This is a genomic window from Clostridium thailandense (genome assembly GCF_019207025.1).
GTDB lineage: Bacteria > Bacillota > Clostridia > Clostridiales > Clostridiaceae > Clostridium_AM > Clostridium_AM thailandense.
In genome coordinates this window covers 1-22,226 of record NZ_JAEEGC010000056.1, presented here as the reverse complement: position 1 = coordinate 22,226, position 22,226 = coordinate 1, and the positions used below count along the sequence as shown (strand labels likewise).

Annotated in this window: 23 protein-coding genes, 1 tRNA gene and 1 pseudogene; 5 read left to right on the top strand and 20 right to left on the bottom strand. The window is 29.9% G+C overall.

Translation table 11 applies throughout. The annotated features are described in order from the left end of the window. Window positions 1-229: 229 nt before the first annotated feature. The 11 genes and pseudogenes from I6U48_RS13250 to I6U48_RS13200 all read right to left on the bottom strand — a co-directional run bounded on the left by I6U48_RS13250 (window position 230) and on the right by I6U48_RS13200 (window position 8,377). A complete protein-coding gene (locus I6U48_RS13250) occupies window positions 230-910 on the bottom strand; it encodes a YczE/YyaS/YitT family protein (RefSeq protein ID WP_218320940.1) in 681 nt (226 codons plus the stop codon). A 368-nt stretch (window positions 911-1,278) separates the two neighbouring features. After that, on the bottom strand, window positions 1,279-1,578 hold the full coding sequence (locus I6U48_RS13245) for a hypothetical protein (protein ID WP_218320939.1): 300 nt from the start codon (window positions 1,576-1,578) through the stop codon (window positions 1,279-1,281). A gap of 189 nt (window positions 1,579-1,767) precedes the next feature. Further along, entirely contained in the window at window positions 1,768-2,064 is a 297-nt protein-coding gene (locus I6U48_RS13240; RefSeq protein ID WP_218320938.1) for a DUF3888 domain-containing protein, read from the bottom strand. Further along, window positions 2,024-2,686 carry a DUF5131 family protein gene (locus tag I6U48_RS30485; protein ID WP_376774555.1) on the bottom strand — a complete coding sequence of 221 codons (663 nt, stop codon included), beginning with the start codon at window positions 2,684-2,686 and terminating at the stop codon, window positions 2,024-2,026. The genes I6U48_RS13240 and I6U48_RS30485 overlap by 41 nt, the downstream gene beginning before the upstream one ends. 336 nt (window positions 2,687-3,022) lie before the next feature. Then, window positions 3,023-3,178, bottom strand: a complete 156-nt coding sequence (locus I6U48_RS13230; protein WP_218320937.1) for a hypothetical protein — start codon at window positions 3,176-3,178, stop codon at window positions 3,023-3,025. 173 nt (window positions 3,179-3,351) lie between these two features. Beyond that, on the bottom strand, window positions 3,352-4,143 hold the full coding sequence (locus tag I6U48_RS13225; protein ID WP_218320936.1) for a class I SAM-dependent methyltransferase: 792 nt from the start codon (window positions 4,141-4,143) through the stop codon (window positions 3,352-3,354). Between the two features lie 621 nt (window positions 4,144-4,764). Continuing rightward, on the bottom strand, window positions 4,765-5,460 hold the full coding sequence (locus I6U48_RS13220; RefSeq protein WP_218320942.1) for an IS4 family transposase: 696 nt from the start codon (window positions 5,458-5,460) through the stop codon (window positions 4,765-4,767). Then, window positions 5,438-5,887 (bottom strand): DUF4372 domain-containing protein, encoded by a 450-nt coding sequence (locus tag I6U48_RS29695; RefSeq protein ID WP_246615335.1) that lies wholly within the window; start codon window positions 5,885-5,887, stop codon window positions 5,438-5,440. The genes I6U48_RS13220 and I6U48_RS29695 overlap by 23 nt, the downstream gene beginning before the upstream one ends. 295 nt (window positions 5,888-6,182) lie before the next feature. Beyond that, window positions 6,183-6,632, bottom strand: a complete 450-nt coding sequence (locus tag I6U48_RS13210) for a CBO0543 family protein (protein WP_218320935.1) — start codon at window positions 6,630-6,632, stop codon at window positions 6,183-6,185. A gap of 199 nt (window positions 6,633-6,831) precedes the next feature. After that, window positions 6,832-6,942: pseudogene (locus I6U48_RS13205) on the bottom strand (transposase); the annotation flags it as partial. A gap of 163 nt (window positions 6,943-7,105) precedes the next feature. Continuing rightward, window positions 7,106-8,377, bottom strand: a complete 1,272-nt coding sequence (locus I6U48_RS13200; protein ID WP_218320934.1) for a leucine-rich repeat domain-containing protein — start codon at window positions 8,375-8,377, stop codon at window positions 7,106-7,108. 179 nt (window positions 8,378-8,556) lie between these two features. Between I6U48_RS13200 and I6U48_RS29690 the strand changes: the two genes are divergently transcribed. Together I6U48_RS29690 and I6U48_RS13190 are read left to right on the top strand one after the other, a co-directional pair. Next, entirely contained in the window at window positions 8,557-9,015 is a 459-nt protein-coding gene (locus I6U48_RS29690) for an IS66 family transposase (RefSeq protein WP_246615334.1), read from the top strand. 394 nt (window positions 9,016-9,409) lie between these two features. Next, the gene (locus I6U48_RS13190; protein WP_218320933.1) at window positions 9,410-9,598 is read left to right on the top strand and encodes a hypothetical protein; all 189 of its coding nucleotides are present in this window, start codon (window positions 9,410-9,412) and stop codon (window positions 9,596-9,598) included. A 213-nt stretch (window positions 9,599-9,811) separates the two neighbouring features. Here I6U48_RS13190 and I6U48_RS13185 read toward each other — a convergent pair whose 3' ends face one another. The 6 genes from I6U48_RS13185 to I6U48_RS13160 form a co-directional block, all read right to left on the bottom strand. Continuing rightward, window positions 9,812-10,054: a hypothetical protein gene (locus tag I6U48_RS13185; RefSeq protein ID WP_218320932.1), complete on the bottom strand. Its 243-nt coding sequence runs from the start codon at window positions 10,052-10,054 to the stop codon at window positions 9,812-9,814. A gap of 511 nt (window positions 10,055-10,565) precedes the next feature. Next, the gene (locus I6U48_RS13180; protein ID WP_218320931.1) at window positions 10,566-10,934 is read right to left on the bottom strand and encodes a hypothetical protein; all 369 of its coding nucleotides are present in this window, start codon (window positions 10,932-10,934) and stop codon (window positions 10,566-10,568) included. A 92-nt stretch (window positions 10,935-11,026) separates the two neighbouring features. After that, complete coding sequence (locus I6U48_RS13175; protein WP_218320930.1) at window positions 11,027-11,359, bottom strand: hypothetical protein; 333 nt, start codon at window positions 11,357-11,359, stop codon at window positions 11,027-11,029. A gap of 429 nt (window positions 11,360-11,788) precedes the next feature. Next, a tRNA-Glu gene (locus I6U48_RS13170) sits at window positions 11,789-11,863 on the bottom strand. 187 nt (window positions 11,864-12,050) lie between these two features. Continuing rightward, on the bottom strand, window positions 12,051-13,427 hold the full coding sequence (locus I6U48_RS13165) for a tryptophanase (protein ID WP_218320941.1): 1,377 nt from the start codon (window positions 13,425-13,427) through the stop codon (window positions 12,051-12,053). A 228-nt stretch (window positions 13,428-13,655) separates the two neighbouring features. Continuing rightward, window positions 13,656-15,041, bottom strand: coding sequence for a tryptophanase (locus tag I6U48_RS13160; RefSeq protein WP_218320929.1), 1,386 nt, complete (start codon window positions 15,039-15,041; stop codon window positions 13,656-13,658). A gap of 275 nt (window positions 15,042-15,316) precedes the next feature. Between I6U48_RS13160 and I6U48_RS13155 the strand changes: the two genes are divergently transcribed. Beyond that, window positions 15,317-15,997: a helix-turn-helix transcriptional regulator gene (locus I6U48_RS13155; RefSeq protein WP_218320928.1), complete on the top strand. Its 681-nt coding sequence runs from the start codon at window positions 15,317-15,319 to the stop codon at window positions 15,995-15,997. A 317-nt stretch (window positions 15,998-16,314) separates the two neighbouring features. Here the strand turns inward: I6U48_RS13155 and I6U48_RS13150 are convergent, their stop codons facing one another. The 3 genes from I6U48_RS13150 to I6U48_RS13140 all read right to left on the bottom strand — a co-directional run bounded on the left by I6U48_RS13150 (window position 16,315) and on the right by I6U48_RS13140 (window position 20,583). After that, window positions 16,315-17,619, bottom strand: a complete 1,305-nt coding sequence (locus I6U48_RS13150; RefSeq protein WP_218320927.1) for a hemolysin family protein — start codon at window positions 17,617-17,619, stop codon at window positions 16,315-16,317. Window positions 17,620-17,952: 333 nt separating this feature from the next. Next, window positions 17,953-19,269, bottom strand: coding sequence for a histidine--tRNA ligase (gene hisS, locus I6U48_RS13145; protein WP_218320926.1), 1,317 nt, complete (start codon window positions 19,267-19,269; stop codon window positions 17,953-17,955). Between the two features lie 447 nt (window positions 19,270-19,716). Beyond that, window positions 19,717-20,583, bottom strand: a complete 867-nt coding sequence (locus I6U48_RS13140) for a LysR family transcriptional regulator (RefSeq protein WP_218320925.1) — start codon at window positions 20,581-20,583, stop codon at window positions 19,717-19,719. 182 nt (window positions 20,584-20,765) lie between these two features. Between I6U48_RS13140 and I6U48_RS13135 the strand changes: the two genes are divergently transcribed. Beyond that, on the top strand, window positions 20,766-21,602 hold the full coding sequence (locus I6U48_RS13135) for a sulfite exporter TauE/SafE family protein (protein WP_218320924.1): 837 nt from the start codon (window positions 20,766-20,768) through the stop codon (window positions 21,600-21,602). Further along, window positions 21,602-21,979, top strand: coding sequence for a DUF1634 domain-containing protein (locus I6U48_RS13130; protein WP_218320923.1), 378 nt, complete (start codon window positions 21,602-21,604; stop codon window positions 21,977-21,979). The genes I6U48_RS13135 and I6U48_RS13130 overlap by 1 nt, the downstream gene beginning before the upstream one ends. Window positions 21,980-22,226 lie beyond the last annotated feature (247 nt).

The following is a 22,226-nucleotide window of genomic DNA, read 5'->3' as shown; positions in this document are numbered from 1 at the left end:
TATACCACTTTCAAGTCGAGCGGAAGCCAATACAGCTAAATAAGCGAGTGCTTCTGTCTTTTTGTCAAGTTTACAGGCATTATCCAACTTTTCAATAAGTTCACCCCATGCCTTTTGTTGTTCTGGTGCTTCCTTTCCAAATGTCATTACGCTAAAAAAGAATGGAACAAAATCGCTATAAGGGGTGGAAGATTTTGCTATAATTCAAAAATTTGAGTTTAATTTCACTTTATTCAATATTATTTAAACCTTTAATATTTTTATATAAGTCTACCAAATTCATATGTTGAGCTTTTTTAGAATCATATTTTCCAACTTTAAATGCAAATTGTACGGAAGGTCCAATTGCCACTGCTAATAGCAAGGTTCCAATTCCCACTGGCCCTCCCAAGAAGAAACCTATTATCAAAACAGTAATTTCTATAAATCCTCTTATAAGCCAAACTGGTTTATTTAATTTTCTTACAAGTCCTTCCATTAATCCATCCCTTGGGCCAGCACCAAGTTCAACTCGCAAATAGAAATATGTAGCAATTCCCATAATTATAATAGCTGATATAAGCATTAGTATCTTACCTAATACACTTTCTGGTGTTTTAAATAATCCAATATTATTAATTATATCAACAAAAATGCCAATAAAAATCATATTAAATATACTTCCAATTCCAGGGATTACTTCTAAAAAAATTGATAGCATTATCACACAAAACCCTACAATCTGCGACGTCTGTCCTAAAGAAAGAATGGAATGATTAACGATTCCCATATGAAAAACGTCCCACGGACTCATTCCAAGCTTTGAATAAAGTGCTAAAAGCATTGCCACTGCAAATAGAAAGAAGCCCAAAAATAAAGAAGGCATTTTAAGTAATAATTTTAACCATATGTCTTTATCATTTTTCACCATTTATTTCACCATTACTTTCCATCCTATCTTCGCTATTAAAAATAGAATAATGCATGTACTTATTTATTTCCAGTAAGACTAAACGATGACAAACATCGTAATCTCTTGAATATCATTCTCAAAGAATCATGAATTGCTTCATAGCCGCCAATGAAAATAGTATTTCAATTGGCAGTATTTTTCGTAGCAAAGAACATTGTTCATATTTTCAATTTCAATAGTTATGTCGCATTTTTTTCAGTATGTACATATATCGTAGTTTTAGGATATATGTACATGAATCTTGTGTTTCTACGAAGAAACACTGCAAAATTCAAATTTGAGTAATGCCATGTTTTTATAAATCATTCATTTTTTCAATTATTTCGTTACTCAATATAAGTAGTCCACTTACCGCATTTATTACACCAGTATATAGCGAAATCCATTATTTCATCGGCGACATCCAAATCCAAAGTAAAAATGTTTTCCTCTTCAATGAACCCTATATCCCTACGCCAAACACTAAATCTTTCCGCATCACATTCTAGACACTCAGAATCACATTTCCCTACATACTCAAAATCTTCAATCGTTATTCCGTTATCCTGTAAAAATTGGACTATAGCTTCTTCATAACTTGCCTCTGAATGTTCAATAAAATCTTCTAATTTCAAAAATTCACTCATGCAAAACCTCCTATAAAATACTAAACATGTTATAGGAATGATTATAAATAGAAATATATACGAATTCAAACTACAATAACTTATTTAATGTCTATCAAGATATATTAACATTAATATTGTACAAAATTGATGGATTTTCAAAATATATATTGACTACATACTATTTTTAAGATAATATATGTTGCATTTTTAAAATATAAATCCGATTGTTTCATTTAGAAAAGAAATATAAGACACATCTTTATGCTTAAAATTTACAACATGTATTCCAGTATCATCAATTCTTATCGTAACCATATCTAAGCCATAAGGTGGATTAGGCGGCCCTTTAAATGTTGTTACTGAAATCGTAGTTTCAAAATTAAATGACCCAAACTCAAGTCTTTTTATACTTGTAATTTTGGCGTCCCATAAATCAAATTGCCTTGGTTCTCCATAATAACTTTCAATCGCTGACTTTATGTATGGAGAAAAAAACCTGAGCAATCGTACCTCCCATAGAAGCACCACAGATGTGAGCTTTCTTTATATCCAACACATCTAACAAGCCAGCCACATCATCAGCCATATCTTCCAATGTATATGGTGTCTTAATTGCTTTTCCCTCTTGTACTGCCTGGTATATTTTTCCCATATCAGGAATGCCAGCCTCATCGAATTTTGTAGACAATCCCACATCACGGTTGTCAAAGCGTATAACTTGTAAATTTTCCTTTGCAAGCATTTCACAAAAATCTGGTTCCCAAAAATTTAGCTGAGCACCATTTCCGGCAATAAGCACTATTGTAGGATTTGTCTTCTTTCCAAAAACTTCATATTCAATTTGTATTTCATTTGCCTTTACACACTGATTTCTTATGTCAAGTACCCAATCATAATCTAATATTCTTGCATTATTATCAGATTCTCCACCAACGATAACAAGCTCAATATCTTTTAAATACTTTTCAATATTTATTTTTTCTAATAACGGCTGGGCTGTAATACATTTATGCTTTATGGGCAAATCTTTAAAAATAGATAGTTTATAATCACTTTTATGAATATAACAATATTGACAACCATCACTACACTTTTTACAACCACGCCATGGGTTCCACATAGCCATATTTAATTTCTCCATTAAAACCCTGAATTTTCATAATTATAATAAGAATCCCTTCTCTTGATTCTGCACCATTAACTAGATTAAAAAAATAAAGCAATTACACATGTACTTATCATTATTATTTTTTATAGTATCCACTACTATTAAGTGCATATTACAACTGTTGCACATTGATTTGTAATTAATTACCAACTAAGAACATTTTGTAATATACCTACTGCTTGCTTTCCTTTTTAACCTTGTTATATCCATTAATAACTAATACTGAAGATATTAATGATAGAAAATAAGAAATATCGCCATCTTTAGTTGTCAAAATGCCACTACTTTTGAGCATTAAGACTTATTTGTCTTTTCATTTATGTAAATATCAAGTGCTCTAATCCCTCTGTTAGCAAGTTTTACAAACAATACGAATCCATAAATTCCAATACCTAATAAAATTAAACCAATTATTGGACCAATAAAAAGCATCGGCATCATACTAGACATAATTATCCCCCCGTATTTTTCACTTATTGGTAATTATATCATTATTTTCAGCTTAATTCATTAAGATTAGTAACAAATTATTGTTTAATACTGCATTATTCAATTTTATCTTAAATATTTAAGAGAAACATCTTCTCAAATACTTAAGATATGTATTATCAATTTTATTAGGATTATATCTTTCTTGCAACCCATATCAAATTTCCTGGATAAGTAGGTTCTCTATTATCATACCCTCCATATATGTTTATGACTTCAAACCCACATAATTCAAATAGATTTTCTATTTCGGATTTTTGAGAAAATTTAATAGATATTAAACATTCATTTATTTTTACTATACTATCATTTTCATCATATTCTTCAAATGTCCATTTCCCTGAATTAACTTGTGTTTCATAATTGTATTGAAATTCATTGTATACTTTTTCTTTTTTTCCATCAGCATTTATATATTCAAACCTTAAATATTTTCCATCAGCTTGTTGATTTGTAATAAATTTATAATCTGGGATAACTGTATTTAATGATAAAATTCCACCTTTACATAAATGTTTGCTAATGTTTTTTAAAGCTTTTTTCTGATGTTTTCTATCTATAATATGAAAAAAAGCACTCCTTGGCATAATTGCCAGAGAATATTCTTTATAAGTGTTAAACTCTCCCATATCAGAACATATCAAATCAGTTTTTAAATTTTTATTTGCAAGTTTTTTTCTCAAAACATTAAGCATCTCCTGTGATATATCTATTCCTGTTATTTTATAACCATTTTCTAATAAAGGTATCATAATGCATCCAGTTCCACAACCAATATCAAGTATTCCTTTATCCCCATACTCTTTTGCTAAATTTGAATAAAAATCTATACATGCTTCTCCATTTAATGCCGAACTTTCTGGACAAACTATATCCACATATAAATCATAATTTTCCGCTACTTTTTTATAATCATGTAAATCCATTTTCTTTTTCTCCTTTTACTTATAATCATTTATGTGTACTAAGAAAATTATTCTTTTATCCCTCCTATCATCTTATTAATCAAAATAAAAACACCCCTGAACAGAGTTGTAGTTCTATTCAAGGGTGCACAAATAATATCAAACGCACGGTTCCACCTTCATCTTTTACTCAAGTTCTAACAAACTCTATTCTTTAACGCAGAAATACGATAATGCTTATTTCACATTATTGTTCAGGAGTGGTCTTCACTATTACTCTGCAAAAGGAATTCTCATCAAATATTCCTATTTCTGTTTGCTTCGTATCATAGTTACTCTTTCCATCATCACATTTGATATTTATTAATGATTGTACCTTTTTTAGTATTATTTGTCAAATAATACTTTTATTAAAATCTATTGTTTATATTAATCTGCATTAATTAACTGCTGTCTTTAACTTAAAATTATATCACTAGTGTTTAATCATTGGAAAACATTTCGATTGACATTTGTATTCCAATCATATTTTATAGCTAATTACTTAAATTAAACTAATGAGTAATAATATTCCTTATTCAAAGGGCAGACTTGCCCGCATAGCGATAGCTTGTATGGAATTATATGGTTATACGGCTACTATTAGCTACCTAACCATTTTCCCCAAGAAAATAAGCTACTATCGACTGATTTTGTAAGTGAATGTTTTATTAGTCTCTTTATTTTCAATAGGCCGTAGGCTGTTTTGGCTATATCTTGTATTAACTTTACTATGATAAATGTTATTATCGCAGAAACAACTTGCATCATAACTGCATTAAGGCTATGACCAATAAATCTTTTGATTTTTAAATTTTGCTTAATCCATTTGAAGAATAGCTCTATTTCCCAACGGTTTTTATACAGCCATGCTATATCTTCGCTAGTATATTCAAAGATATTTGTTACAAAAGTTAATATTTGACCTTTAGAATCAAGTACTGTAATAACCCTATATTGTTTGTCTGTCATGTTAACATCTTTAGTACCTAGATAACAAGTAATATCTTCTATAATATTTATAGAATCATCTAGCAAGGTATCTTCTGAATAAGTAATTTCAAGATTTGTTGGATCAGTTATAGCAGCATTGTCTTTTAATCTAGTGATAAAATGTACTCCTCTGTTGCTAAATTCATCAAATATTTTGTAGTCAACATAACCTTTGTCAAAGATATATATACAGTTATCTTCTGTAATGAGTTCTTTCATCTTTGTTCTATCATGTGGTTTAGCATTAGATATAACTATAAGTTCTGGAACTCCTTTACTTAGGTTAAACTTGGTATGAAGCTTTATTCCTGCTTTTGTAGATCGAAATTCTGCCCATTGAAAATAAGTTTTCCCCCATGCTTATGGTTGAAGAATCTATTAACTTTATGGTTCCAAACTTTTTAATTTTCTCGTTTACGGGCAGTTGTTCTAAAGCGTTAGAAATTAGTTCATTCAATATTGGAATATAAATATTATAATCAATATAATTGTTATAATTAGATAACATTCCCAAGCTAACGCTTTTTATTGACTCCTTTAACTTAGAGTCAGATTGCATGAAATCATCAATATCTCTTAAACTATCTAGCTTCGCTAAATGAAAGTATAAATAAGTCTTTAGGTGATTTGATGCAATATTATAGTCAACATCTAACTTATACGCAGATTTTTTCAAAGTGTTCCAATTAATAATATCTAATAATTTTTCGAAAATAGTGATATAATTACCCATAGATAGTCAGCACCTTTCTTGCTTTTTTATGGTTAGTGGTAATTATATTAAAGCAGGGTTGCTGGCTATTTTCATTTATATATTGATGGTGGAAATAGAAAGTTATTACATAGAATTATTGTCAATAGGATTTTAAATCCATTAATTAAACACTAGTGAAATTATATATGTTTTACAAATGAATCGTCCTATGTTTAAATGCGACCAAACTATCTTACTATATCCATATTAATAGAAATTTTCTTTCAGATTAGGGTTATCAGAACTATTTTTAAATTTAATTACATGTTAGAAACTAAAATACTTTAATAACTTTTAGTTTTAAAAAGTACATATATATTAATAAATATGGGATAAGATATGATACAAAAGTCCATCCTACATTCCACCCATTTCCATAAGTAACTAGCTTAAATAAAAATGCTAAGTATTCTACTACTGTAGTAGCTAATGTAAAAATGAAAATAACTAAATATGAGTTTATATTCTTTCTTGAAATGTAGTAAATTAAATAACATCCTAATATAGGATATAATCCCATATTTACAGATATAGCAGTATAGTCGTCATCAATATTTACAGGCACTAACCTCCAGAAATTCAAATGAAAGCAGAACTCATTTACTGTATAAGCCACTATTGATGAAAAGGGAGCAATAGTAAATAATATTTTTTTATTTTTTAAATAAAGCACTACTCCAAATATCCATGGAATTATAAAACCTAGTATTATATTTAAAATCATAAGCTATCTCCTCTAAATTAGTTTTGATCTTATTATTCTCTACAAAAGCTTCTTTAATTTATATATTTTAAAATAAATCTATAAGCTATACTTTATAGAACTATGTTTAAAAGTATAGGAGCTACTGAAAGTGTTGATTTATAATGAAAATTGGTTCTTCGTCAAATTTGATGGAAGTCATCAAATTCTAGATGACTCCTTATATATTAGACAATACTTTTTTCCGTAAAAGGTCAAAGCTAGCTCTGCCAAACATAGATCTTTTAATCATTTTTAACCTATTTACATTTCCTTCTAAATTTCCGTTACTCTCATTATGCAGTTTCTAACGAGGATGTGTTTAATGACTAACACAGTTTCATGTTGAAACACTATTATTTATCGACTTCTTGTCGCACCTTGGTATTGCGACGCAAAAACACCTCAGAATTCAATTTTGAATAATGAGGTACTATAAAAAATTATTTACTTTTTCAATTGTTTTGTTTAATTAGGAATTCTATGTTACATTTAGGCAAATACTTCTTTAGTATTTCTTTAAACTCTCTATTTATAGGGTTATCCTGTAACCATAATCCAGTTAAATTAGTTAACTCTTTTAGCTGGTTAATATCAGCTATTTTATTGTTTCCTAAATTAAGCTCTCTTAAATTAGGTAATCCTTTTAATAGACTAATATCAGTTATATTATTACCATCTAGGATGAGAGAATCTAGATTAGTTAAACTCTTTATCGAACTGATGTCGGTTATATTATTGTCATCTAAACTAAGAGAATTTAAATTGATTAACCCCTTTAATGGACTGATATCAGCTATTTTATTGCTACCTAAGTTAAGATCTTTTAAATTAGATAATCCTTTTAATGAACTGATATCAGTTATATTATTGTAAACTAAATTAAGACTTTGTAAGTTAGGCAACTCTTTTAATAAAGTTATATCATGTATCTTATTATTTCCTAAATTAATATCCTCTAAATTAGTTAATCCCTTTAAAGACGGTATGTCAACTATTTGATTACCATATAATTCAAGCTCTTTTAAATTAATTAGTCCCTTTAATGGGCTGATATCAGTTATGTTATCATCATACAGCCATAGTGTTTGCAAATTAGTTAGATTTTTCAATGGAGATATATCTTCAATTTGAGAATAGGTTAGAATAAAGGACTTTAAGTTAACTAAATTTTCTATTCCAGAAATATCTTTTATTGTGTTATTATCTTTCCTTCCACAATTTTGCTCCATTAGTTCTGTTATATTCTCCACATCACTTTTATAAAGAGGTTCCCATTCTGGCTTATCTACTTTATCCCTTACAAGTCTCTCAAAAGCACTATCCTTAAAAACTATAGGTTCTTCTGACGTTTCTTTAATTTTAAAATTAAAACTTTTTCCTTCTTTTATTTGTTTATTTTCCTCTGAATATACTTGTTTAGTTATTACTAAAGTATATTCTTCCCCCAAGTCGTAGCCTTTCTCAGGTGGACTAACTAAAACAGTACAGGTATTAGGCCACCGCCGTAACCCTACATTTATTAAGTTATTATTTTTATCCTTCACTTGAATACTATCTTTAGTTAACTTAGTAACATCTATTGGTTGATTGAATATAATTGTCCAAGTTTTATATCTGTCTACTTTCGGTTTGCTATCATCTGACGCATATACATTATAACTAAAAAATAAAAATAAACATGCACAAAAAACACAAATCATATAGTTATACTTATTTTTTAGCAATATAAAATCCCCCTTAATTATGATACTTATGTATAATTAGTATTTAATTCAATATTATGGTACATTATGCATATTGTCAACATATGCTATCATCCGTAAGCGCTGGAACAAACAACGTCATGTAAAATAGCCTCTCATTGCTATACTTTTAATAAAGTATAGCAATGGGAGGTTTTATTTTGGCATCCACAACTGAAGATCTAGTTCTCTGGGAACAGAGAATTAAGGAAATAACTAAAAGTGGAATGTCAGTTTCAGAATGGTGTAAAAAGAATGAAATCAGTAAATATGTACCAGCAAAGCTGATAATAAAGGACTACGTCCAATATGACTGTGGTCTAAATTATACTAATCCATATGATTCTATATATTCAGCTACTGTGCCAGCACCTGTGTTTACGTACTCTTTTGCTTCGCCTTCAATTGTGTCATGGGCAATGTATCAAAAATATATGATGTCAGTACATCTATACCGTCAAGAAAAAGATTTTAAGAGAATGGGTGCTGAACTTAAAAGATATATGATTGCAAACTGGATAATTCGAAGCTCTGAATATTGGCTTAAACCTATATTAATGCTTATACAGGTTACGAAAAGGTTGAAGGAATTACACGTTGCCTTTGTTTCAGCCATTTAAGGCGATATTATCATAGATGTAATTCCATTGGATTCTAGAAAAAAAGAGATTGCAGGGTCAGGCGGATCCCCATTGGGAGATCTTATTGTGATAAGCTTTTTAAACTAGAGAGAAAATGGAAAGGTTTATCACCAGAAGAAAGAAAAAGAAATAGACTTATTCAAAGTGTCCCAGTGCATGAAAAAACTCGTTATTTTCAGATTCAATTGCCGGCGCAGAAGCATCAGCATTTATATTTAGTATTATAAATACGTCGGCAGCCAATAACTTAGATGCCTCAAATATCTTGAATATGTATTCCGAAATTTGCCCAATAGCAATTTTACACTAGACTCTTCAGTTCTTAAGGAATATTTGCCTTGGGCAGATAAGGTGCAGCTTGAATGTAGAATAAATGCAAAGGAGGAATCTAGCAGCAAGTCTGCCTAATATTGACTTTATGATGAATATGACAAAGGAGTTTCTTAGTGGAAAAATTGAAGGTATTACTCTATACAATGAACTATTAGATGCTGATTTTAAAAAGCTTATACGAAAACAATATAACTACATAAAGAAAATTACAAAAGAAGAATTCTATTAAAAAAACAGCTTCGCATATTGATATGAAGCTGTTTTTGGGAGATACGGTATGTGTTCCAGCGCTTACATATAATCTCGGAATTGCGACGCAAAAACACTGTAGAATTCAACTTTGAATAATACAGTGTTTAGATAAATTGTTCGTTTTTTCAGTTGTTACGCTAAATAAGAATGCTCCGAATTATCTCTTGTAATATTTTAGGAAGATATTATATTACTTTTTATCTTTAAAATTAAGATTTACTATGATCAATGCTATAGAAAAAATTACTATTAATATAAATCCAATAAACGAGATCACATTGATAATGTTGTAAAAGATTATTCCAGTTGAACTACTTCCATATCCTCTACCTTCCCATAATGCTTGTTCAGCATATCCAAATACAGGGCATTTTAATAATGCAAGAAATACACTTCCTAGTAGACAGAATAATAATTTAATACTTCTTTCCATGATATCTCCCCCATTTATAAATCTCAATATCTTACCGTTGTGACATTTGATAAAAATATTCTAAATTAACATTTACTTTATTTATCCAATTTTCTGTGGTCATAAAATAATCCCAATAATAAAAGTAATAATTGATTTTCCAATGCTCATTTATTTCTCCTTCTCATGATTTTTACTTTGTCATATTTTACTATTGTTATTTAATTTATATCAAAATTATACCATATTTTCTACATATTTTAATAGTTCTATGAAAAGTATAATCATTTTTAACACTGCATTATTCTATTTTCAAAGAACATCGTTCGCATTTCTAATTTAAAAAGTTATGTCACAATATTTTCATGATGTTTAACTATCTTAAATTTACGATAATTAGATATTCTAGTTGAATTGCTATTTTATCTATTTATTACTATATAGATAAAATAATCTTGCATAAAAATAGGCCATATGATAAGTACTAAATAATATCATATGGCCTATTCTTATTTCATTTTATATTATATTTCTAGCCCTTACCTAAAACATTGTTTGTTATAGGATGTAATTCTTTGACTTCAACATCAGTGATTTGAAATTTTGATTCAGGTAATTCGGTGAGCTTACTAAATACTTCTGTAGAATCTGTAGAATTATTTGATTTGGCTTCACTTTTTAATAATACTCCAGTACTATTATCTAAATAAATAGTTGAAGTTTTAAAATTGTCTGAATTAGTAAATTTTCTTACAGAATTATTGGCTAAAGTAAAATTTCCTTCGTCTGTCCACTTCTTTGAAGATATATCTTTATTAACTTGATTGGATAATGGTGTTGATAATATTCTTTTATTTTCTGCAGCTACCTTTGGAGGAAGATTCCACGAATGCGCTACCATTTTATCATCTTCTTTTACGTACTCAATTACTTTGCTACCACCATCAGTTACAATAGTGGAGTTAATTAAATTACCATTAACATCGCTTATATCTAGCGTTCTTTAGAATTTTTATTATTTCTCCATCTCTCTTCGATAGTATTATCAGACAGTTTCTTCTTTGAATATTCAAAAGGATATTGAATAATTGGAACAGCATTATATGTATAGCCTGCTGAATGTATATATCCTTTAGAACTTGATAGTGATGCATTACTATATTCTGTAGTAGAACTTAATCCAGTGATACTTCCAGTACTTCCTAAATAAACATTGTCAGCATACCCAGAATAAGATGTACTGTATTGACCTGCGCCACTATTTGGATAAAATACTTTGGTCCAAAAATCTCCATTCGCATACATTCCCTCATCTACACTAACCACATCATGACCATGGATATTGTGGCTTTTATTGGATAGAATGTACCATAACCACTTCTAATATTCAGTGCATCAGCATTCACATTCTTTACTAGCCAATAGTAACTGTTATCTAATTTTGGATTAATCTTTATTGATTAAAAGTCAATTTTCAATTTCAGAACAGTTGTTTTGAACAAAGGTAAAATTATCCATTATTTATTTTTGGGAAACTATAATATGGAAAATACTAAAATTTTGTTTTTATAAAACTTAGGTAATTAAAAATTTAAATATATTATTAAGACATTTTTTAAATTATGCTGTTGATGAAGGATATATTTAAAAAAATCCTATTAGCGGTAAAAATTTATTCAAGAGTTATTCAGCCTTACTAAGGAAATAGAAAAACATAAGAGCTTCAAACCCTTGAAACTCTTATGTTTACATAATTGGTGACCCCTAGGAGAATCGAACTCCTGATTGCACCGTGAGAGGGTGCCGTCTTGACCGCTTGACCAAGGGGCCATATTTATTTTTTATGTTCTGTCGCAACCGACTTCTATATAATAACTCTATATCACAAATAAATCAAATAATTTTATTTAATACCTAAGGCTCCAACTATTACAAATACTAATACATCTAAACATAACTAAAAGCAGACTCATTAAATTTTATAGGTCTGCTCTCAATATTACTCTTCTATACTTTGCTATTCTATCGGTTTTAACCTAGCTGTAAAATGTCTCAATATCTTAGGCTCATAAGTAAATTCGAGACCTTTTAGGGTATGTGCCCTATCTTTTATATTAATTAAAGCATCTGCTACAACATCCATATGATTATTAGTATAAGTTCTTCTTGGAATAGTAAGTCTTAAAAGCTCCATTGGTGATTCCAGCTGCTCTCCTGTTTCCGCATCTCTTCCAAGTAAGAATGAACCAATTTCAACACCTCTTACTCCGGATTCCAAGTAAAGTTCATTTGCAAGAACTTGTGCCGGAAACTGATTTGCTGGAATATGAGGAAGCATTTTTTTAGCATCAACAAAAACTGCATGCCCTCCAGTTGGAGATTGGATTGGAACTCCACCATCACTTAACCTCTTTCCCAAATATGCAACTTGATTTATTCTATATTCAAGATAAGCTTCATCGACACCTTCTCTAAGTCCTCTTGCCAAAGCTTCCATATCTCTGCCTGCAAGCCCACCATAAGTAGGAAATCCTTCTAACGGAACTACCATCGATCTCGCTTCAGTATAAAGTTTTTCGTTATCTTTAATACCTATAAGTCCACCTATGTTTACAAGAGCATCCTTTTTAGCACTCATTGTAAAAGCTTCAGCATATGAAAAAGTTTCCTTTACAATTTCCACTATTGATTTGTTTTCATAGCCCTTTTCTCTTTTCTTTATAAAGTATGAGTTTTCAGCAAACCTTGCAGCATCAATCAATACTCTTATACCATACTTCTTTCCAACTTCACTAACCGCTCTTATATTTTCCATCGAAACGGGCTGTCCTCCAGAACTATTACAAGTTATAGTTATAAGTATAAATGCTACATTTTCAGCACCTTTTTCTTTTATAAAAGCTTCCATTTTCTCAACATCAAAATTGCCCTTAAAATCATACGGCGTCGTTGTATCGAAGGCTTTTTCTGTTACAAAGTTAATTGGTCTTCCTCCACTTAAGTCTATATGAGCCATTGTGGTATCAAAGTGCATATTCCCAATGACATATTGCCCCTTTTTAACTAGTAGCGGAAATAAAACCTGTTCTGCTCCTCTTCCTTGATGTGTAGGTATTGTATAGTTATATCCAATTATATCCTTAACTGATTGTGAAAGATTATAAAAATTCCTACTTCCAGCATAAGATTCATCTCCTAACATTATCCCTGCCCACTGGTTATCACTCATAGCACCTGTTCCACTGTCTGTTAAAAGATCTATATATACTTCTTCTCCTTTTAATGAAAATGGGTTATAACCAGCTTCAACTAATGCCTTTTCTCTTGCTTCTCTTGAAATAAGCCTAATAGGCTCCACCATTTTAATTCTAAAAGGTTCGGCTTTTCTCATAATTAAACGCTCCTTTATATTTAGATTCTTTTATGCATTAATATATTTAGCAATAGTTATATCAATTATGTGCTTCCACAAAATAATATAAAGAAGCTTTAAAATGAATATTTTCAATAAAGTTATTATAAAATATGAAAAGGTGCTGTCGCACTATAAAGAAGTACACCAGAAAGTTAACTTTCGCCGGTTCTTCTATATAGTGAGACAGCCCCCTCTATTTCTTAATTATTATTTATCAAGTGGTGCAAGATGTGCTTGGAAGTGACGTAGTACAGGTGGTTCCCAAGTTATTCTATAACCTTTAATACTACTTGCTCTTTCTTTAATTGCTATTAACGCATCAGCCATTACATCTATATGAGCTTGTGTGTATACACGTCTTGGAATAGCAAGTCTTGTGAAGTCAAACTCTGCTTCTAATTGCTTTCCAGTATCAGGATCATTTCCTAACATGTAAGATCCTATATCACAAGTACGAATTCCGGCTTCTTTGTAAAGTTCTATAGCTAACGCTTGTCCTGGGAATTCGTAGTAAGGTATATGTGGGAACATAGCTCTAGCATCGATAAATACTCCATGTCCACCTACTGGTGCTTGATAAGCTATTCCAGCATCATCTAGACGTGATGCTAAGTATTCCATTTGTCCTATACGATATCTTAAATAATTCTCATCAAGACCTTCATAAAGACCAATTGCAAGAGCTTCAAGATCACGTCCTGAAAGTCCACCATAAGTTATAAATCCTTCGAAGCAAATTGTACGTCCTTTGATTGCTTGGAATAAATCATCATCTTCTTTAATACCTAATAATCCACCCATGTTTACAATGGTATCTTTCTTAGCGCTCATTGTGAACATATCAGCGTATCCAAAGATTTCTTTAATAATTTCTTTAATAGATTTATTTTCATAACCAGCTTCACGTTGTTTTACAAAATAAGCATTTTCTGCATAACGAGCTGCATCGATACAGAATTTAATACCATATTTTTTACAAATCTTAGAGGTTTCTCTAACATTTTCAACTGATACAGGTTGTCCTCCAGCTGAATTATTAGTTATTGTCATAATAACAAGACCAATGTTTTCTGCTCCACGTTCATTAATGATTTGCTCAAGTTTTTCAAGATCCATATTTCCTTTAAATGGAGCTCTTATTGAAGGATCTCCAGCTTCTGCAACTACGCAGTCAATAGCTCTTGCTCCTGCAAGCTCTACATGTGCTCTTGTAGTATCAAAGTGCATGTTAGATATAGAGAATTTACCCTCACCCATAAGCAAACCAAATAGAACCTTTTCTGCTGCACGGCCTTGGTGAACAGGTTGTATATGTTTATAACCAAAAATATCTTGTCCCGCTTCTACAAGCTTAAAGTAACTATTTGCACCAGCGTATGCTTCATCGCCTCTCATAACGCCAGCCCACTGCTCCTGGCTCATAGCGTTCGTACCACTATCTGTTAATAAGTCTATATAACAATCTTCCCCTCTAAGATTAAATAAATTATATTTTGCTTCTGCGATTTTTTGTTCTCTTTCTTCAGGAGTTAACATCTTAATAGTTTCAACCATCTTAATTCTAAAAGGTTCTGGTATATACTTAATAGCCATAATAAATTCCTCCATATTTCTTATTATTTTTTATTTTCAAACTCTTTAATAAAATATTATCATCATTAAAAAATTTTGTCAATAATTTTGATAATTTTTTTTCATTTTTATATAAAAACCAGTGAATTTAGCTTATTTTTGATAAATTATTTTCAAATTGTTTGTTCAATTTTTTATTTTTGATAATTTTTTATCACAATGACAGTATAATTGCATTGTAATAGGTTTTATTGTATATTAGTATAGTGGACTACAAAAGTTTTCTGGAGGTAATTATGAGTGATAAACGTCTTACTCCTTATATAAATATGGTTGAATTTTTGGGCAAAGTGTTAGGCCCTGACTACGAAATTGTTCTTCAAAATCCTAACAAAAAGGAACATGCCATCGTTGCAATAGCAAATGGGCACATAAGTGGTAGACGTGTTGGCGGACCCCTTACAGATTTAAGTTTAAAATTAATTGCAGATAGAGAGTACGAACATACTGATTATAAGGTAAATTATAATGGTCTATCTAAGGATAAGAAGATTATGAGATCATCTACCTTCTTTATTAAAGACAATGGTGAATTAATAGGTATATTATGCATTAATTTTGACAGCAGTAGATATTTAGATTTAAGCAAAGAAATTTTATATCTTTGTCATCCAAATCAAGTAGTAGATGAAAACTATAATTTTACACCTACAAATCATTTATTGGATGTATCTGAAAACTTTACTGGATCTATTCCGGAACTAATTGATGCCATTCTTGAGAGTTCTTTTTTAAACGAAAATATAGCTCTTAACCGTTTAAATCGAGATGAAAAGTTACATATTGTTGATATTCTTAATAAAAAAGGCGTGTTTCTTATGAAAGGTGCTGTAGGGCAAGTAGCAGAACAATTGCATTGTTCTGAGGCAAGCATATATCGTTATCTTAATACTGTAAGTAAAAATGAAGAAAAATAAGGCTGTTTCACCATATAGACACCCACGGCCGACATTTAACTTATACGCAGGGATGTGTTTCCAAAAATGAAAGCACATATAAAAATTTTTTTATTATTCTTAGCGAAGTATTTTAGAAAATCTTAGAAGCTTTTATATGTCTGAGGTACGAGTTTATAAAAGTTTCTTAGATTTTCAAAATACTGAGCTTTAGAATAATTAAAAATTTTTATAGTGCTGAAGTTTGGAAACATATCCCGGAGCATAAGTTAAATGTCGGCCGTGTTTATCTATAAGTGAGACAGCCCTATATATTGACTATAAGTCTATGACTTAATTTACGATACATAAATCTTTAATTCTTCTATTCGTTTTTCATTAACCTTTTCAATTTTAAATTTTAGATTATCGTATTCTACTACGCTAGCATCATCATCCTTGGGTATTGTCCCAAGCAGAGTTACTACAAATCCACCTATAGTATCAATGTCATCTGAGGGCAAATTTATATTCAAGCTTTCATTAATATCGTCAATTGGTATTAATCCATTTACAAGATAAATATTTGAATCAATTTTCTTAATATCATCTATATTATCATCATATTCATCAAAAATGTTTCCCATAATTTCTTCTATCAAATCTTCGATTGTTACAATACCAGAAAATCCACCATATTCATCAATTAATATAGCCATATGATTTTTAGTATTTTGAAGTTCTCTAAACAAAGCATCAATATTCTTAGTCTCTGGAACAAAATAAGCTGGCCTTAATAAATTTTTTATACTTAAATTATTAATATTTTTATTTTTTAACTGAATGAACAAATCCTTCATATATAAAACACCAATGATGTTATCAATATCATTTTCATATACAGGTATTCTTGAGTACTGTTCTTCTGCTACCTGATTTAATAATTCATCAATAGGTGTACTTACTTCTAAACCAAATACACTTGTTCTAGGCGTCATTATTTCCTTTGCCAAGGTATCATCAAATTTAAAAATACCATCTATCATATCTTTTTCAATTTCATTAATAACTCCGTTTTCTTCTCCAACTTTAATCATCGATCTTATTTCTTCCTCTGATACCTTTTCCTCAAGATTATCTAAATTCATTCCAAATATCTTGACTAATACATTTGTTGATGCTGTAAGCATTTTTATAAAAGGAGAGGTCATCTTAGAAATAAATATTATTGGTCTAATTGAAAACATAGCTATTTGCTCAGATTTTTGCAGTGCTATTCTTTTAGGAAACAATTCACCAAATACCAAGGTAACATATGATAATAATATAGTTATTACAACAACGGATATTTCATCACTACCTGGTATACTAAGCTTGTCTAATGCATACGAAAGATGCTTGGATATATTTGTTGCTGCCGTGGCACTAGCTAAAAATCCTGCTAAAGTAATTCCTACCTGAACAGTAGCTAAAAATTTGCTAGGTTCATCTAAAAGCTTTAGTAAATACTTTGCCTTAGCATTCCCCTCTTCCGCAAGTAAGTTAACCTTACTTCTATTTAAGGAAACTATAGCCATTTCTGAAGCAACAAAGAAAGCATTAATTAAAACTAGTACTAAAATTAACAATAATTCTAGCACAATACTACTCGGACCATTGTCCATTAATTATTCCCCCTATCAAAATAAGAAATATAGAGTAAATTATAACATAAAATCCCCTAATATCAAAATGGCGTGAATAATCAAATGTTACCTAATATATTCATTAATTAGCTTTATTAGTTAATTACAAAATATTATATAAAGTATTTCTTACTTTTATTCATACAACTTCTTAAAATCTTTAAATTTTATTGTATATTCAAAAATTAAAGGCACTAGCTTATAACAAAATATATTGACACATATTAACGACTTTTCAATTAAAATCCTAATATGACGTAAATAAAATTCATTTTAAGCTAGCACCTTTATAATCTATATTATATTTTTAACTTATGCTTTAATTTTACTTATGGCCTCTTCAACTGATACTTTAAATTGTTCTCCTGTATTCATATCTTTTAGTGTTAAAATACCACTGTTAACTTCTTCTTCACCAATTATTATAGTAAATGGTATTCCCAATTTATTAGCATATGAAAGCTTTTTATTAAATTTAGTATTTTCCAAATAAACTTCTGAAACAATTCCACATTCTCTTAATTTCTTAACAGTTTTTACAGAGTAATCCATAGTTTCTCCCATAGGAATAACCAATACCTTTGTTAAGGAGGAAGATGGATTTTCTTTTATAATACCTAATTCTCTTAATTGAGAAAATAATCTAGTCAGTCCTATAGATATCCCTACACCTTCTAATTTTTGATTAGTATAATATCCAGCTAAATCTGCGTAACGACCTCCTGAACATATAGACCCTACATTCGGATAATCATCTAGCATTGTTTCATAAACTGTTCCAGTATAGTATTCTAATCCTCTTGCTATTTTTAAATCTATTGTATAATTTTTGTCTGGAACACCAAAACAGCCAATGTAGTAAACAACTTTTGAAAGTTCATCTACTCCAATTTTAAAGATTTCATCATCTATATTTAGATTTTCTAATGCCTTTAATATTTCTTCATTAGTTCCACCTATACCTATGAAATCTCTTATTTTATTAACTGCATTTTCATTTAAGCCTAATTCCAATAACTCTTTACAAATTGCTTCCATGCCTATTTTATCTACTTTATCGATGATTCTCAATATTTCCACATTGTTTGAAATTCCAAGGGAATTGAAAAATCCATTTAATATTTTTCTATTATTTATGCGTATTTTAAAATCTTTTAATCCAATTTCCGTAAATATCGAATATATTATACTTGGAATTTCTGCATCATTTATAATACTTAGTTCTCCATTATTTATAATGTCTATATCACATTGGTAAAATTCACGGTAACGTCCTTTTTGATTTCTTTCTCCTCTAAAAACTTTACCTATTTGATATCTACGGAAGGGGAAAGTTAATTCTGACATATGTTGAGCAGAGTATCTAGCAAAAGGAACTGTTAAATCAAATCTTAATGATATGTCATTACTTCCTTTAGTAAATCTGTAGATCTGCTTATCTGTTTCTTGGCCTCCTTTAGCTAATAGTATTTCTGTTTTCTCTATTATAGGGGTATCCATTGGTACAAAACCACTTTTTTCATAATTATTTCTAATAGTGTCCATGATATTGTTAAATATAATTTGGTCAGCTGGAAGCAGTTCCATAAATCCTGGTAAAGTTGATGGTTTAATAAATTGTTTTTCCATTTTTTCTTCCTCCTAAATTACCTGCAATTTTATTACGTAAAAACCCATGCAGGCACTATACCTACATGGGTGATAACTCACTAATAACTATAATATACCACATTAAACTATTGAAGTTCAACATTCCTTATTAAATTATTATTAAAATATCACGAATTATAGTATTTTAGGAATATTCTGTTGCTTATAGATACCCACGCCAGAAAGTAAACTTATACGCAGGTAGATGTTACCAAAGCTGAAAGCACATATAAAAACTTTTTTATCATTCTTAGCGAAGTATTTTAAAAAATCTTAGAGGCTTTTATATGTTTTAGGTACGAGTTTATAAAAGTTTCTTAGATTTTCAAAATACTGAGCTTTAGAATGATTAAAAGTTTTTATCGTGCTGAGGCTTGGTAACATCTACCTGCGTATAAGTTTACTTTCAGATGCGGGCATCTATACTTAAACTTCAAAGAACTCTAAAAAATGTTTCGCGGCAGTTGATAAATATCTATTTTTCATCCATATTGCAGCTATGCTTGTTTCTAAAGACGATTCATCAATTTCTACAAATCTAAGATTTTCATTTTTTACAAGATTAAATGCACTCTTAGGTACAATAGCCAAACCAATACCAGACTGAGCCCATAATAATGTTGTTCTAGCATCGTCATTCTTGCAAATTATTTTTGCTTCAAATCCTTTTTTAAGACATGCTTCCGATATTATTTTTTCAAATCTGCGGTATATTATTAACGGTTTATTTTCAATATCCTCAAGGTATATTTTAGAGTTGTTTTTAAAGTAATCACATTTTTTATTGTATACTGCTATCATTGATTCTTTTGATAGAAATTTTACTTCAAAAGTTTTTGGGTCGAAAGGAGTTCTTACAATTCCAATTTCTATAACTCCATTATTCAATATCTCTAGAATTCTAAAGGTATTACCTTCCCATACTTCAAAATTTATACTTGGATATTTGTTATGAAAACTTTCTATTCTTTCAGGAAGAAATGTTACACCAGATGAAGATACTGTGCCTAATGAAAGAGTTCCTTTAATGCCAGCACCAAAATCCTTTAGTTCTTTAACAGTAGCTCCAGCTAATTCAAGCATCTGCTCTGCCCTGTTCTGCAATATTTTTCCTGCATCTGTAAGTTCAATTTTACGACTTCCTCTTTCCACAAGCTTAACTCCTAATTCCTCTTCAAGTAGCTTTAAATGATAACTAAGAGGTGGCTGTGCCATATTTAATTTTTTAGCTGCACTTGTTATTTGTCCTTCTTCTGCTATAGCAAGAAAATATTTAAGTTGCTTTATATCCATAGAAATTTCGACCCCCATTAATATTGATATACAATTTTTATATAATATATATACATAATTAATATTTTTAATATATCATTTTCCTTGTTATAATAATACTAGAAATGACAAACTTATTCAAATATTGTTGTAATAATACTGAAAATGACAAACTTATTTAAATAATTAAAGGAGATGATTTTTTGTCAATAATTGCATTAAAAATTCTAGCAGTATCTATCATAGCTGGAATAGCTGGTTCTATTCTTGGTCTTGGAGGTGGTACAGTAATTACACCTGCATTAACACTCTTGTTTGGAGTTGACATCAAACATGCTATTGGCGCAAGCATAATTTCAGTAATTGCTACTTCAAGTGGAGCTGCAGTAGCTTATATAAGGGATAAAATAACAAATATAAGAGTGGGAATGTTTCTTGAAATAGCTACTACTACCGGAGCCATTACAGGAGCTTTCTTAGGAGGGCTTATAAATCCTAACTTTCTCTATGTTCTCTTTGGAATGCTTTTATTATATTCTGCTTATGGTATGGCAAAGAAAAGTAAGCAAGAATTGCCACAAAATGTACAAGCTCATCCATTAGCAAAAAAATTCAAATTAAATGGTGATTATTATGATAAAGCCTTAGAAAAAAATGTTGTTTATAATGTAGCTGACGTGCCTTCTGGTTTTGGAGTTATGTATGGTGCTGGAGTTATATCAGGTTTACTTGGTATTGGAAGTGGAAGCTTTAAAGTTATGGCTATGGATTTATGTATGAAACTTCCTCTAAAAGTTTCGAGTGCGACAAGCAACTTTATGATGGGAGTAACTGCTGCTGCCAGTGCTGGTGTATACCTCTGCAAAGGAGATATAGATCCTAAAATTGCCGCACCAGTTGCCCTTGGAGTTCTTGCAGGTGCTACAATAGGAGCTAAAATCATGCAGCACTTAAAAAGCAAAACTATTAGAAAAATCTTTATACCTTTTTTAATTTATGTATCAATTGAAATGATTTTTAAAGGAATGGGGGGACATTAATGGAAGAAAGTAATATTGTAGAAGAAAGTAATATTGGTGAAATTGAAATTATAATAAGTAAATCCTTGAGAGTTGGCGTGGTTTTAAGCTCAGTTGTAATATTATCAGGACTTTTGATGTTTTTAATATCAGGGCATAGTGGATATTCTGGAAGCTCATATCCAACCTCACCTCGTGATATTTTAGCAGGCGCCGCAGCACTTAAGCCCTATGGAATCATACTTTTAGGATTAATGATTCTAATAGCAATTCCAGTATTTCGTGTTGGAGTTTCAATTATAGTATTCTTAAAGGAAAAAGATTACTTATACGTGAAAATCACTACTGCTGTTTTTATCATATTAATTATAAGTTTATTAATGGGCAAATTGGGATAAAAGTTTATTTTTAAAATTTATTACGATTTAAGCACAATAAAAGAGGCTTTTGCACTATAAAGAAATACACCAGAAAGTAAACTTATATGCAGGTAGATGTTACCAAAGCTGAAAGCACATATAAAAACTTTTTTATCATTCTTAGCGAAGTATTTTAGAAAATCTTAGAAGCTTTTATATGTTTGAGATACGAGTTTATAAAAGTTTCTTAGATTTTCAAAATACTGAGCTTTAGAATGATTAAAAA